General features: G+C 59.4%; 13 protein-coding genes. 5 read left to right on the forward strand and 8 right to left on the reverse strand.

Annotation, left to right across the window (positions count from 1 at the left end; translation table 11 throughout):
* Nucleotides 1-19 precede the first annotated feature (19 nt).
* A complete protein-coding gene (locus CR155_RS13965; protein ID WP_102070646.1) occupies nt 20-442 on the forward strand; it encodes a PaaI family thioesterase in 423 nt (140 codons plus the stop codon).
* Nucleotides 443-474: 32 nt separating this feature from the next.
* On the opposite strand, the gene CR155_RS13970 is transcribed toward CR155_RS13965, so the two are convergent.
* The 7 genes from CR155_RS13970 to CR155_RS14000 form a co-directional block, all read right to left on the reverse strand.
* Nucleotides 475-1,272 (reverse strand): IclR family transcriptional regulator, encoded by a 798-nt coding sequence (locus tag CR155_RS13970; RefSeq protein ID WP_233214283.1) that lies wholly within the window; start codon nt 1,270-1,272, stop codon nt 475-477.
* Between the two features lie 69 nt (nt 1,273-1,341).
* Entirely contained in the window at nt 1,342-2,541 is a 1,200-nt protein-coding gene (locus tag CR155_RS13975; protein ID WP_102070648.1) for an alpha-hydroxy acid oxidase, read from the reverse strand.
* 53 nt (nt 2,542-2,594) lie between these two features.
* Nucleotides 2,595-3,590 (reverse strand): tripartite tricarboxylate transporter substrate binding protein, encoded by a 996-nt coding sequence (locus tag CR155_RS13980; protein ID WP_102070649.1) that lies wholly within the window; start codon nt 3,588-3,590, stop codon nt 2,595-2,597.
* A 93-nt stretch (nt 3,591-3,683) separates the two neighbouring features.
* Nucleotides 3,684-4,718, reverse strand: coding sequence for a hydroxyacid dehydrogenase (locus tag CR155_RS13985; protein WP_102070650.1), 1,035 nt, complete (start codon nt 4,716-4,718; stop codon nt 3,684-3,686).
* Between the two features lie 21 nt (nt 4,719-4,739).
* Entirely contained in the window at nt 4,740-5,423 is a 684-nt protein-coding gene (locus CR155_RS13990) for an RraA family protein (RefSeq protein ID WP_102070717.1), read from the reverse strand.
* 171 nt (nt 5,424-5,594) lie between these two features.
* The gene (locus CR155_RS13995) at nt 5,595-6,464 is read right to left on the reverse strand and encodes a LysR family transcriptional regulator (RefSeq protein ID WP_102070651.1); all 870 of its coding nucleotides are present in this window, start codon (nt 6,462-6,464) and stop codon (nt 5,595-5,597) included.
* 46 nt (nt 6,465-6,510) lie between these two features.
* Nucleotides 6,511-7,350, reverse strand: a complete 840-nt coding sequence (locus tag CR155_RS14000; protein ID WP_102070652.1) for an IclR family transcriptional regulator — start codon at nt 7,348-7,350, stop codon at nt 6,511-6,513.
* Between the two features lie 133 nt (nt 7,351-7,483).
* Between CR155_RS14000 and CR155_RS14005 the strand changes: the two genes are divergently transcribed.
* The 4 genes from CR155_RS14005 (at nt 7,484) to CR155_RS14020 (ending at nt 12,688) form a co-directional block, all read left to right on the forward strand.
* Nucleotides 7,484-8,452 carry a Bug family tripartite tricarboxylate transporter substrate binding protein gene (locus tag CR155_RS14005; RefSeq protein ID WP_102070653.1) on the forward strand — a complete coding sequence of 323 codons (969 nt, stop codon included), beginning with the start codon at nt 7,484-7,486 and terminating at the stop codon, nt 8,450-8,452.
* A 100-nt stretch (nt 8,453-8,552) separates the two neighbouring features.
* Entirely contained in the window at nt 8,553-10,103 is a 1,551-nt protein-coding gene (locus CR155_RS14010) for a gamma-glutamyltransferase family protein (RefSeq protein WP_102070654.1), read from the forward strand.
* Nucleotides 10,104-10,113: 10 nt separating this feature from the next.
* Nucleotides 10,114-11,109, forward strand: a complete 996-nt coding sequence (locus CR155_RS14015) for a Bug family tripartite tricarboxylate transporter substrate binding protein (protein WP_102070655.1) — start codon at nt 10,114-10,116, stop codon at nt 11,107-11,109.
* A gap of 31 nt (nt 11,110-11,140) precedes the next feature.
* Nucleotides 11,141-12,688: an acetolactate synthase large subunit gene (locus tag CR155_RS14020; protein ID WP_102070656.1), complete on the forward strand. Its 1,548-nt coding sequence runs from the start codon at nt 11,141-11,143 to the stop codon at nt 12,686-12,688.
* A 30-nt stretch (nt 12,689-12,718) separates the two neighbouring features.
* Here CR155_RS14020 and nadE read toward each other — a convergent pair whose 3' ends face one another.
* Complete coding sequence (gene nadE / locus CR155_RS14025; protein ID WP_199171762.1) at nt 12,719-13,570, reverse strand: NAD(+) synthase; 852 nt, start codon at nt 13,568-13,570, stop codon at nt 12,719-12,721.
* Nucleotides 13,571-13,599: the final 29 nt, after the last annotated feature.

Raw genomic sequence — 13,599 nt, forward strand, 5'->3', positions numbered from 1 at the left:
GAATTGAAGAAATGCCCCAATGACCCAAATACCAGACGGATACCGCGAACGCGTCCACAACAGTGAGTTCACAGATTTATGCGGACCTTTTTTTGAAAAAATTGAAGACGGCAAGCAGATAGAACTGGCCCTGCGCATCTCGCGCAAGCACAGCAACCTGCGCGGCATCACGCATGGCGGCCTGCTTGTCACCATCGCCGACAGCGCCATCGGCGATGCCGTCGCCCAGGCGTATGGCGACGAATTCGGCCTGGTCACCGTCAGCCTCACCAGCGAGTTCTATCGCCCCGCAAAAATGGGGGACTGGGTCGTTGCGCGGGCTAGTGTGCAAAAGCAAGGTCGGCGCATGGCCTTTGCCGATTGCTTCCTCTATGTGGACGATGAAAAAATATTCCGGGCGACCGGCGTATTCGCCATCGTTGAAAGGCAAGGCGGCCGCTAGCCCTCCACCAGCACCGTTCGCAAGCTGGCGAATCAGTGCCCCATTGACGCCCTGATCTTGCGCACGGCCTCCAGCAGGCGAGGTCGTGCTTCGTCCAGCAGGTATCCAGCCGTGACCGAGGCCGACGGCGCACCACAGGTGAGCACCATGATCGGTTGCGCAGGACTCAACCGGAAGGCCACCGCAATGCCATTGACCTCCTCCTGCCAGTCGCCGAATGAACACGTGCATTCGAGACGACGGTAATCGGCGACAGCTCGATTGATACCTTCGACGATCTCATTGCGCGACCAGGCATCCAGTTCGCTCAGGCGTTCGATGATTTCGTCACGCTCATGCTGGTCGGCAAACGCCAGATAAGCCCGCCCCATCGATGACGTCACAATGGGAATACGCGCACCGACGTCCAGGCTCAGCGCTAGCGCCGACTCGCTTCGACAGTTCTCGATATAGAGCATGGACAGCCGGTCCCGCACGCCCAGCGACACCATGGTCTGCGTGGCGTCGGCAAGCTCCTGCATGAAGGGTCGGGCGACTTCACGGATATCCAGCTTCGCCAGCATGCCTACGCCCAAGGACATCGTGGCCACCCCCAGGGCGTACTTGCCGGTTTCTTCATCATGTGTCAGATAACCCAGCTTCACCAAGGTGGACGTCAAGCGCGACACGGTGGATTTGGGCAGATTGCACCGCGAGGCAAGTTCCTGGTTGCCCAGCACCTTGGACCCCGACTTGAAGCAGGCAAGCACTTCCAGTCCCCGCGCCAGGGCGGTGACAAAGTGCCTGTCTTCTTTGGCATGATGATGAGCAGACAATGGATCTACGGGCAAAGCGTGTCCTTCCGGCGGCAAGAATCCGTATTCTAGCGGCTCCGGGAAGATACGCGACGGCATCAAGCCTTAAATGGCGTCCAGGTGTCTGGCAAAAACACTGCTGGTCGACAGGGCCCGCAAGCTTCTCCTGCCTACGGCCGTGACGTCCGTGACACCCAACATGGCCGTGTTGCGCCTGACTTCCGCGCTGAGAAGGTCCATGGCATGATGCACACCCTTTTCCCCGCCGATGGCGGCGGCATAGCCAAAAGGCCGGCCGACGAATACGAATTTGGCGCCTAGCGCCATCGCCTTGAGCACGTCGGTCCCACGCCGTATCCCGCTATCCATCATTATCGGGACGGAGGGACATGCCGCGACGATTTCGGGCAGCACCCGCAGCGGCGAGACCGTGCCGTCGAGCTGTCGGCCGCCGTGATTTGACACAATGATGGCGTCTGCGCCGCAACCGACCGCCAGCTTCGCGTCCTCAGTCGCGATGATGCCTTTCACGATCAGCTTGCCCGGCCACAAGCTCCTGATCAGTTTCAGATGCGCCCAGTTCAGGTGGCCCCGGTCAGAAAAGTCGCGCAATACATTACGCGAAATGATGGGTACACCCCGTGTCGCGTAGCTGTTTTCGAAATGGGGAATGCCGGATCGATAAAGCGTGCGCAGAAATGTGCCTGTTGTCCAGCCCGGATGGCGAACCCCATCCAGCAACAGTTTCAAGGTAGGTCGCAAGGGCGTCGAAAAGCCGGCCCGGACATTGTTTTCCCGATTAGCCGCCACCGGCGTGTCGACAGTAACGACAAGCTTCTCATAGCCGGCGGCTGCGACGCGCCGGATCAGGGCGACGATCTGTTCCTCGCTGCCCGGCAGATAAGCCTGGAACCACACGTTCTTTCCAATTTTGGCTACCTCTTCCAGCGGCGTCAGCGAGGAGCCGCTCATGATCATGGGCAGGTTTCTGCTTAGTGCTGACTGCGCCAGTACGCAGTCTCCGCGATACGCCGACATGGCGCTTATCCCCATGGGGGCAATGCCGAAGGGCGACGCATAGGTATCGCCCCATAGCGTCACGTCAGTGTTGACTTTGGAGACGTCGCACAAAACGCGAGGTATGAACCCCAGTTCTGCGAAGACTTCACGATTGTCGCGAAACGACGAGTTGGTTTCAGTCGCCCCCGAGACATATCCAAAAATTGCCTTGGGCAGGAATCGCTGCGCCGCTACTTCGAAATCGTCCAGGCACAAAAGACGTTCAAGCCGTTTCTGGGAATACATCGTCACATCTTCGCAAAATTGAAGGGTCTGCCGCCACGCAGGAAAATGGCTGCTTATTCCGCCCAGGGGGTATCTTTCCAGAATTGCTTGAACATTTTCTCGTCTGATTCCAACTCGGCCTTGTAATCGGCTGGACCCATATAGCGCAAAGGTGCAAAGAGCTTCTGGGCCTGCTCGCGGAATGCGGGGTCGTTTACCGCCTGCTGGATTGCGCCCACCAGCTTTTTGGACACATCATCGGGCAAACCCTTGGGCGCGCCAATACCACGTAGGGAGGCCATGATTATGTCGTGACCCTGTTCCTTGAACGTTGGCAGGTCTGGAGCCAGGTCAGTCCGTTCATCGCTCATTACACCTAGGGCAAGCAGCGGTGACCCCCCTTTGATGTATGCCTGCACTTCGCCGATGTTCATGGCGGCCAGCATGATTTCACCACTGGAGATCGCGCCACGAACTTCCCCCGCGCCTTTATAGGGTACGTGCGTCATTTTCGTGCCAGTGCCCTTTTCAAACATCAGCATGGCCAGGTGGTCGTCCGAACCGATACCTGTGGTGCCGACTGTCACACTGCCAGGATTCGCCTTGGCATACGCGACAAGGTCCTTCAAGGACTTGATCTTGCCGTCCGACTTGACGGCAAAGCTATCTGGATCATCGATGAGATTGCCGAGCAAGTCGAAGTCTGTCCAGTGGTATTTGGCTTCCCGCTCAATAGGGATGGTGAGCATGTTCGGCGTGTTCAAAAAGCCGATGGTGTATCCGTCCGGTTTGGCGCGAGCGATTTCGCCGAAGCCAATGGCGCCGCCTGCCCCGGGCCGATTAAGCACTACGATACGTGCACCATTTCCCAAGTATTTTTCAATGTACGGGGCGATTGCGCGAGCGACCAGATCGGTGCCACCACCAGGTCCGTAGGATACGACCATATTGATGGGGTGTTCCGGATAGGCCGCGTGAGCGGCCGGGAGCGCAACAGTCGTTGACACTGCAAGAACCGCAGCGCCAGCCGCGGCCAGTCTCTTGATCGAATTTGTGGTGATTTGAATCATTGGTGTCTCCATTTTTTGATGCGCTATAAAGTCATGCATTAGCGCTTGATGCCCGCTCTTGATGCGGGTCGGCGTTAGAACAGCGGTCCGCCGTCACTCCGACATAACATTGAACCGCGTGAGAAACTTGGGCAGGACTTCTTTATTGACCACATGGTCAGCCATTTTTCCTGCACAGACCTGCAAAATCTGGTTGGCCGCCATGGTGGCCACGTTCCTGCGACCTTCGTGCGTGACGCCGGCGGTATGGTAGGTTGAGACCACATTGCTCAGCGATAACAATGGGTGGTCCGCAGGCGGGGGTTCCACCTGCCATACATCCAAACCGGCGCCGCAAAGTTGCCCCGAAACCAGGGCGTCGTACAAGGCGGCCTCATCATGGATGCCGCCCCGCGCCGTCGATATAAAAAGGGAACCCGGCTTCATCCGGCTAAAAGCGCTTGCATCGAACAAACCGGTGGTTTCGGCCGTGCGGGGGCAATGAAGGGAGACAATATCACTGTCGTTCATTAGCCGGTCCAGCGATACCGAATGCGCGCCACGGGAAGCAATGGTCTCGGTGTCAAGATAAGGATCGTAGGCCAGCACATCCATGCCGAATGCAGCGCCAAGCGCTGCCGTACGCGTGCCGATGTGGCCCAGCCCCACCAACCCGAGGACCTTGCCGTTGAGTTCGTGACCCATCAGATCTTCGCGCGTAAACCCGGTTTCCGTCTTGAGTTTCGTGTCCGACTCGACAATGCGCCGCGACACGGCCAACATGAGCGCAATAGCGTGTTCGGCAACCGAATTGGCATTGCCCCCGGCCTGATTCACCACGAGTATGCCCGCATGCGTGCAGGCGCCCACATCCACCGTGTCGTACCCGGCACCCGAGGTGGATACACAGATAAGATTGGGACAGCGCTGCAGCAGTCCCCGAGACACCAGCCACTCGTTCGGCACTTCGTCCCTGGCGGCTGAAATATGATAAATGTCAGCCTGTTCGAGGTATTTCCAATTGGTGGCCGACGGATCCTGCAGATTGAGTACACGCAAACTGACGTCAGGACTGGCTCCCAGCATTTCATCAAAGCTGGGATCGGTCCAGAGGTTCAGGCGGACTACTTTTTTGGGGGTGGCGTTCATAAATCCAGGGTTCGGAAAGGACTATCGGGTTCCACGGGAGACTTCGCATTTCAGGCGAAGCAGTGCCGCGTCTATCCATGATATGTCCAGCGTATCGTTGGCGATATCCGCCATCATCTGCTCCTCGAGTTGATGCTTGGCCGCAGCCGCGTCGTAAACACGTTCCACATCGCCGTATGGAATGCTGAGCAGCCCGTCGTCATCGCCCACGATGAGATCGCCTGGCTCGATGACCATTCCCCCGAGGCCGATCGGCACATTGATCTCGCCCGGCCCGTCTTTGTAGGGTCCGCGATGGGTGACCCCCGCGGCATACACGGGGAAACTGCCTTTCCCTATTACACCGACGTCACGGATTGCGCCGTTGATCACGATGCCCGCCAGACCCTTTTTCTGAGCCGTACTGGTCATGAGTTCGCCGATGATGGCGTTGGTGAGGTCACCGCCTGCATCGACCACAATGACATCCCCGGGTTCCGCCATGGCAATGGCCTTATGCACCATCAGGTTGTCGCCAGGTCGGGTCCTGACCGTGAACGCCGGTCCGCAAAGATTGCCCGCTGCGTGCATGGGCCGCAAACTGGCCCCGCCTGCACTCATGCGCGTCATGACGTCGCTGATGTTGGCCACCGGAATGGCATGGAACTTGTTGATCCAGCTTTTATCGACGCGCCGTGTCAGGTCAAATATTCGGAAACCAAGCATGTTGTAAACCACTCCGATCATCGCTACGTTTGGCCAGGCTGTGGCCGTTCCGTGCCGCAACTCGTCGCAAGAGGGACGAGTCCAGATTAACGAAATTCTAGTAGTGCAACATGCGTTTTTATCGCAATAATTCTGCGGTCTGAACGCAAACAAATTGAGGTAGGCTGGTTGTCAGGAAAACACCTTGCTGGCGTGTTCAACCAGTGCTTGCGCAAGCGCGACGCGTGGCCCTTGCTTGTCCCAGATCAGTCCAATCCGCCGTATGGGTGTCCGCTCGGGCAACGGGATCTTGACGATACCAGTCTTTTGATACCAGATCGAAAATGAATCCGGCACCAGTGAAACGCCCACTCCACGCTCCACGAGCGAGACGATCGTAAGAAGACTATCGATTTCGATTCGTTGCCTGGGAACAATATGGTTATCCTTGAGATAACGGTCCACCAGCTTGCCGCTGTGAGCAGCCCGGTCATAGCGTATGAATGGTTCGTTAAGCAATAAGTCATGCGCATCGCGCCCGGCATACTGCGGAGGTGCGATAACGATAAGCGGTTCTTCCTGCAGGGTGAGCCATTCGCAGGTCTTGTTGATGGCAAATGGCGGCTCAATAACAATGGCGATATCCAGCTGTCCTGCGTGGACCTTTCTGCATAGCTCCGCGGACACCCCATAGGCAATGTAAAGGGACAGCTCGGAGTGCGTACTGCAAAAACCTTCCAGCACGACTGGCAGATGAGTGGTCAGTGCCGAAGGAAACACACCCAGCTTGAACTCTCCGGCCAATGTGCCGGTGCTGGCCACTGCCTGCAAATCCCTTGCATTCTGGATCAGCGCCTTGGCTCTATCGAAAACCCGCAAACCTGCCTCGGTTGGCTTTACCGTTTGGCCGGAGCGCTGTATCAAGGCACAGGCCAGTTCCTCTTCCAGGGTACGAACCCGAGCCGCGACCGCACCAGGTGTCATGTTCAGTCGTCTCGCCGCTTCAGCGATGGACTTGTACTCCACCACTTTGACAAAGCTCTCCAGGTATTCGGTATTCATGCCGCGCTCCTTCGCTTTCGAGCCACCGTAGCGACCCGTATTCCCGCTACCGGGGTGACAACTTTCCGACAATCTGGCGCAGCTTGTCTGCCACTTCCGTGCGCAGGCGCTTTTCCGGCAACACACTGGCGGGGCCGCCGCAGCTCATCACAAAGTAGCCTTCTCCCGTAATGGTCGTGAACGGGGCGGCCACGGCATTGATGCCCTCCTGCCAGTCGCCGATCGCGAAGCAGCAACCCGCAGCCTCCAGGTCGGCGCACGCGCGTTCCAGCATGGCGGGAGTGACCATGTCGCCACCTGGGCCAGCCAGCAATGCCACACGCTCGGCAGGCGTCACGGCGGCGAGATAGGCGCGGCCCATGGCGCTATCCGGGCCCAGACGGTGCCCCACCGGCAGACGCAAGTACAAGGCCGACGAACCATGGATGGCGTCGACATAGGTCATGGCGTGGCCGTCGAAGGCACCCAGGGCGACGGCGCCGCCGGTTTCGTGGGCAAGCTCTTCCATCAACGGGCGGGCAAGTTGGCGCACTTCCAGGCTGGCCAGCAAACCAAAACCCAAGGCCAGCACACCGTAGCCGGGCGAATACCGGCCTGTTTCAGCGTGATAGCGCAAATACCCCTCTTGGGCCAAGGTATAAACAATACGACTTATCGTCGATTTAGGCAGTCCGGTCAGTTGCGCAAGTTCCATGTTGCCCAGAGACTTCACCCCGGGCTCGAAACACCGCAGGACGCGCAAGCCGCGCGCGAGGGCTTCGACGAAATCCGCCGTAGGCTCAGCGCCCTGGACAATTTGCCGCTTGCGCCGGGCAGGACGCGCTTCAGGGTTATTGCCGGAACCGGCAACCGGTGAAGTTCCGACTTTTCCGGAAAAAGTTTGCATTTCATGTCCAGTGCTTTTATATTGCTTTAAAGAATGAAACTGAATTCCATTGTACGGGATTCAATCCATACCGAGCAATCCGAAGACGTACTTTTTCACGCTACATGCACTCGCGTCCTAAAAAGGAAAAAACATGTTCAAAGCAGGAACTCGAATTCTCGCGGCCGCCATCCTGGGGACAATCGTTCAGGCATCCAGTGCCGCTGTATTTCCCGAACGCCCCATCAAAGTGGTCACGCCATTCCCTGCGGGAGGCGCAACCGATGCGCTTGCCCGTGTCCTGACGGAACACATGAGCCAGACGCTGGGCCAATCCCTTATCGTGGAAAACCGGGCCGGCGCCTCCACCACCATCGGCGCTTCGTATGCCGCGCGCGAAAAGCCAGACGGCTACACCGTCCTTCTGGCCACGAACTCCACATTGGTTACCAACCGCTACCTGTACAAGTCGCTGTCCTACGATCCGGATGCCTTCGCGCCCATAGGCATGATTGGCATCGGTCCAATGGTGTTGCTCTCCAGCAAAAAACATGGCTTCAAAACAGTGGGGGATGTGGTCGATCATGCAAAAAAGAATCCGGGCACGTTGAGCATTGCATCGTTCGGGGCTGGAACGTCCTCACATCTGACCTCCGAGTATTTCCAGAAACAGGCAGACATCAAGATGCTGCATGTGCCGTTCAAAGGTTCCACCCAGGCCCTGCCTCAACTGATAGGCGGCGATATCGACCTGTTCTTCGACATGGTCGCCACTGGAATGCCCCAAGCCCAGGCCGACAAGGTCGACGTACTGGGCATCACCAGCAAACAACGCTTATCTTCCTTGCCGGGCCTGCCCACCTTGAGCGAGTCGGGCTATCCCGATTTCGACATGACGGCATGGTTCACGCTGGTTGCGCCCCAAGGTACGCCGCCTGACGTCACGGCGGTTCTGCGCAAGGCCTTGCAATCGGCCCTGAAAGACAAGGCCGTACGCGAGCGCCTCCTGACCATGGGTATCGAACCTGGCGACGGTTCGGCCGATGCAATGGCCAAGCAGGTCGAGACCGAGAAGCCGATCATCAGCGAACTCGTCAAGCGAGCCAACATCGTCGCTCAATAATCAATCAGGGGGCTCGCCCCCATCCTTATTCTTGTTTGCAACACGGAGATATCCATTGCCCGCCGATCACTACTGGGACTTCCCCCACCTGAGCCGCCGCATGCCGGTACTTGCCGCCAATGTCGTCAGCACGTCGCAACCCTTGGCGGCGCAGGCTGGCCTACGCATGCTGCTGGCCGGCGGCAATGCGGTCGACGCCGCATTGGCAGCGGCAATCACCCTCACTGTCGTAGAGCCCGTCATGAATGGGATCGGAGGCGACGCGTTTGCGCTGGTGTGGAATAAAGGCGAACTGCAAGGGCTAAACGCATCGGGTCGCTCACCGGCGGCCTGGACCCCGGAATATTTCGACGGTCGCGACGCCATGCCGGACATCGGCTGGGATACGGTCACCGTTCCAGGACAGGTGGCCGGATGGGTCGAGCTTTCCAAGCGATTCGGCAAACTGCCATTTGCAGACCTGTTCGTGCCGGCCATCACCTACGCGGCCAACGGCTTTCCGGTGTCGCCCACTATCGCCCGCCAATGGGCGCTGCAGGCGCCCAAGCTTGCGGGCCAGCCCGGCTTTTCCGACGCGTTCCTGCAAGGCGGCATTCCCCCCAAGGCCGGCGAGATGTGGCGTTTCCCTGCGCAGGCCCGTACGCTGGAGCGCATTGCCGCCACGCTGGGCCAGGATTTCTACCAAGGCGAACTGGCGGACAAGATTGCCGCCTTCGCCGCCAAAACCGGTGGTGCACTGACTGCTTCCGATCTTGCGCAGCATACTTGCGAATGGGTAAAGCCTATCTCCATGCCTTACCGCGGCGACTACATGTTGCACGAAATCCCGCCCAACGGACAGGGCATTGCGGCCCTGATGGCACTGGGCATGCTTGACGCCTTCGACCCGCCGCAGGAAAACGACCCCCGCAGCCATTTCCACCTCCCCATTGAGGCGGTGAAACTGGCCTTTGCAGACTTGCATGAGCATGTCTGCGATCCAATCACAATGGGCGAGCTTACGGCAAAAATGCTGGATCCCGCGTATCTGCGCCAGCGCGCGCGCCTGATTGATCCGCTGCACGCATCGACCCCGGTGGCCGGTGTGCCGGAACAAGGCGGTACCGTCTATCTGACGGCGGCCGACAGTAGCGGCATGATGGTGTCTTTCATCCAGTCCAACTACCATGGTTTCGGGTCCGGAGTCGTGGTGCCTGATACGGGCATCGCCTTGCACAACCGCGGCCGCGGTTTCTCGCTGGTCCCGGGCCACCGCAACCAGGTCGCGCCAGGCAAGCGGCCACTGCACACCATCATTCCCGCATTCATCACCCGAAAAGGTCAGCCTTTCGCCAGCTTTGGCGTCATGGGCGGCAACATGCAGGCACAAGGACACGTCCAGATGATGCAGCAGCTCGTGGACCTTCAACGTAATCCGCAAGCAGCCGTCGATGCGCCGCGTTTCCGTGTGGAAACCGGGCCACGTGTGATGCTGGAGTCCCATGTGCCTGAATCCGTAACGGCTGCCTTGCGAGCCAGTGGCCACCGCATCGAACCGCAAGGTGCCGACAGCTTGGAGTTTGGATCCGCGCAGGTCATACTGCGACAAGAACATGGCGCTTATGTCGCCGCATCTGATCCCCGCAGAGACGGGCAGTCTGTTGGATATTAAGGAGATAACAATGAAACTGAAGACACCCCTGCGCCACAGCGTCAAGCGCCTGGCCTATGCGGCAGCGCTGACGCTGGCCACAATGGCCACAGCGCACGCCGCCTATCCGGAACGGCCGGTCACCCTGATCGTGCCCTACCCACCCGCCGGCACTACCGATATTGCCGCGCGCACCATGGCCCAGGCCATGGAGGCCAGCCTCGGACAATCCATCGTGGTCGATAACCGCGCTGGCGCGGGGGGCAGCATCGGCATGGGTATCGTGGCCCGCGCCAAGCCTGATGGCTACACCATAGGAATGGGAACGATCGGGACCCAGACGATAAATCAGTTCCTGTACGCCGATATGCCCTTCGATCCCGAAAAAGACTTTGTCCCGATCGCGCTGGTCGTTACTACTCCGAACATCATTGCCGTCAACGCAAAATCCGATGTAAAGAACCTTGCCGACCTGATTGCCAAGGCCAAGGCGGGCAAGAACGAAAAGCTGACGTACGCAACGCCAGGCATTGGATCATCAGTCCATCTGACAGGGGCATACCTCGAGCAAGCAGCCGGCATCGAAATGCTGCACATCCCGTTCAAGGGCGTTTCCGGCTCGCTGCCCGCCCTGATTGGCGGACAGGTCGACGTCTTGCTGGACAACCTGCCCAGCACGTTGGCACAGGTGCAGGATGGCTCGAAGATTCGCGGCATTGCGGTCACGTCCGCCGAGCGCCTGGCATCAGTACCCAACATCCCGACGGTGGCTGAATCCGGTATCGCCGATTTCAATGTCACTGCCTGGTTTGCTCTCTATGCACCCAAGGGCACGCCCAAGGAAGCCGTCGACAAGCTGATCGCCTCCGCAAAAAGCGCACTCGCAACACCCGAGCTCCAGGCCAAATTCACGGCGCTGGGCGCCCAGGCCGGCACGCTCGTGGGCGACGAACTGGCCGCCTTTGAAGCCAAGGAACGCGAACGCTGGAGCAAGCTCATCAAAGACCGCAACATCCAGCGACAATAGTTTCGAATTTCACAAGTTAAAAGGTTTATCCATGAACGGTGCAGACAGTCTTTGCGACACTTTATTGGCCAATGATGTAGACGTATGCTTTGCCAATCCCGGCACATCCGAAATGCATTTTGTCGCGGCCCTCGACAAGAAACCCCAGATGCGTTGCATCCTGGGTCTGTTCGAAGGGGTCGTTACGGGCGCCGCCGACGGGTATGCGCGCATGGCCGACAAGCCGGCCGCAACGCTGCTGCACCTGGGGCCCGGCCTTGCGAATGGCCTGGCCAACATTCACAATGCACGGCGGGCAAACACGCCAATGGTGAATATCGTCGGCGATCATGCTGCGTACCACCTGCAATACGATGCACCCCTCACCACCGACATCGAAAGCCTGGCCAGGCCGATGTCAGACTGGATCCATCGGATCCGGTCTGCTGACGACGTCTCGCCTGCCGCCGCGGCAGCGGTAGAGGCATCGCGCAGCGGACCGGGCGGAATTGCCACCCTGATACTGCCAGCCGATGCAGCATGGACCGATGCCCCGTCCACCGTACACCGTGCCGCCCCGCCCGCGCTCACCCCGGTCGAGGATGATGCGGTGCGCGCGGCAAGCACGGCGCTGCGTAATGGCCGAAAAACGGTCATTCTTCTTTCGGGCAAGGCCCTGCGCGGCGAGGCGTTGAACACCGCCAGCCGCATTGCTGTCAAGACAGGCGCTCGACTGATGGCGCAACAATCGAACGGTCGCGTGGAACGCGGCGCCGGACGGGTCATGATAGATCGCGTTCCGTTCAGCGTTGACCTGGCATTGAAGGCCTTTGAAGACACCGAGCAACTGATCTTAGTCGGCGCCAAGACTCCCGTCGCCTTTTTTGCCTATCCCGGCAAACCCGGTGTATTGGTGCCACCAGCCTGCGACATCATCCCTCTTACCGGCCCGGGCGACGACCTGGCGCAGGGCTTGCAGGCACTGGCCGAGGCGGTTGCCGCGGATAACACCATTGCGCCTCTGACCTCGCAACGCACGGCCGCGCAGTTGCCAAGCGGCGCGCTGAATGCCGCCGCCATTATTCAGGCCATAGGCGTACTGAGTCCCGAGAATGCCATCATTTGCGACGAATCAGTCAGTTCGGGGCGCGACTCATTCAAATCCACCTTCGGGGCTGCGCCGCACGATTTCCTTCAAATCACAGGCGGTGCAATCGGCATAGGCATCCCGTTGGCAACCGGCGCAGCGGTGGCCTGCCCCGACCGCAAGGTGATCCTGATGCAGGCCGACGGCAGCGGCATGTACACCTTGCAGGCGTTGTGGACCCAGGCACGCGAACAACTCGACGTCGTGACCATCATCTTCGCCAATCGCAGCTATGCCATCCTGCACAACGAGCTCAAGATGGTGGGCGCAGGTGAACCCGGTCGCAATGCACGGCGCATGCTGGACCTGGACAATCCTACTTTCGATTGGGTTCTTATGGCGAAGGCGTCGGGCGTGGACGCCGCCAGGGCGACCGATGCCCGATCATTTATTGACCTGCTGCGTTCGGCTCTGGCGCGCAAAGGTCCTTTCCTGATCGAAGCCGTCATCTAGCTACCTGACGGCGCCAAGACGCGCGCCCTGTCAGGATGACGGTGCCCAGCCTTGCGGAAAGACCGGCAGCGCGCGCTTGTGAGCCGAATTGCGGTAGGTGCGCACTATGGTCTCGTACGCCTGTTCCGATACGTCTTTGCCCTCGAGGAAATCGTCGATTTCACCATAGGTGACGCCAAAGGCGTCCTCGTCCGGTTTCAGGGGTGCAAGAGTCTCAAGATCGGCTGTGGGCACTTTATGCACCAGGGAGTCCGGCGCACCTAATTCGTGCGCCAGCGCGCGCACGCGTCGCTTGTTCAAGCCGGCCAACGGTGTGATATCGGCCGCGCCATCCCCGAATTTGGTGAAGAACCCCATCAAGGCCTCGGCCGCGTGGTCGGTGCCGACGACCAACCCGCTATGCGCGCCGGCCACGGCATACTGCGCAATCATGCGCTGACGCGCCTTGATGTTGCCCAGCAGGAAGTCCTGGTGCCCCTCATCGCGAAACGACACTTCGGCGCTGACCAGTTCCGCCAGCATGGCGTCGCTGGCTGGCTTGATATTGACCGTCAGTATTTGATCCGGCTGGATCACGTCGAGCGAGGCCTGTGCGTCTGGCTCGTCGCGCTGCTCGCCATAGGGCAAACGCATTGCAATAAAAGTAGCGGAGTGTCCTCGCTGGCGTGCCAGCGCGGCGGCGCGCTGCGCCAGGCAGCCGCCGACCAGAGAGTCGACGCCGCCGCTGATGCCGAGAACAAGCGTGTGCAGGCCGGTCGTGATCAGGTAATCGGCAAGAAAACCGACCCGGCGCTCAACCTCGTGCCCGGCATCGAAGTCGCTGCTTACAAACAGCTCGGTAATTATGTCGCGCTGGATGGCGCGATGTTCGGGAGTCAACACGATTCTTCCTTTCCGGTTTGGAGTATCAG

The organism is Pollutimonas nitritireducens, assembly GCF_002849615.1.
GTDB lineage: Bacteria > Pseudomonadota > Gammaproteobacteria > Burkholderiales > Burkholderiaceae_B > Pollutimonas > Pollutimonas nitritireducens.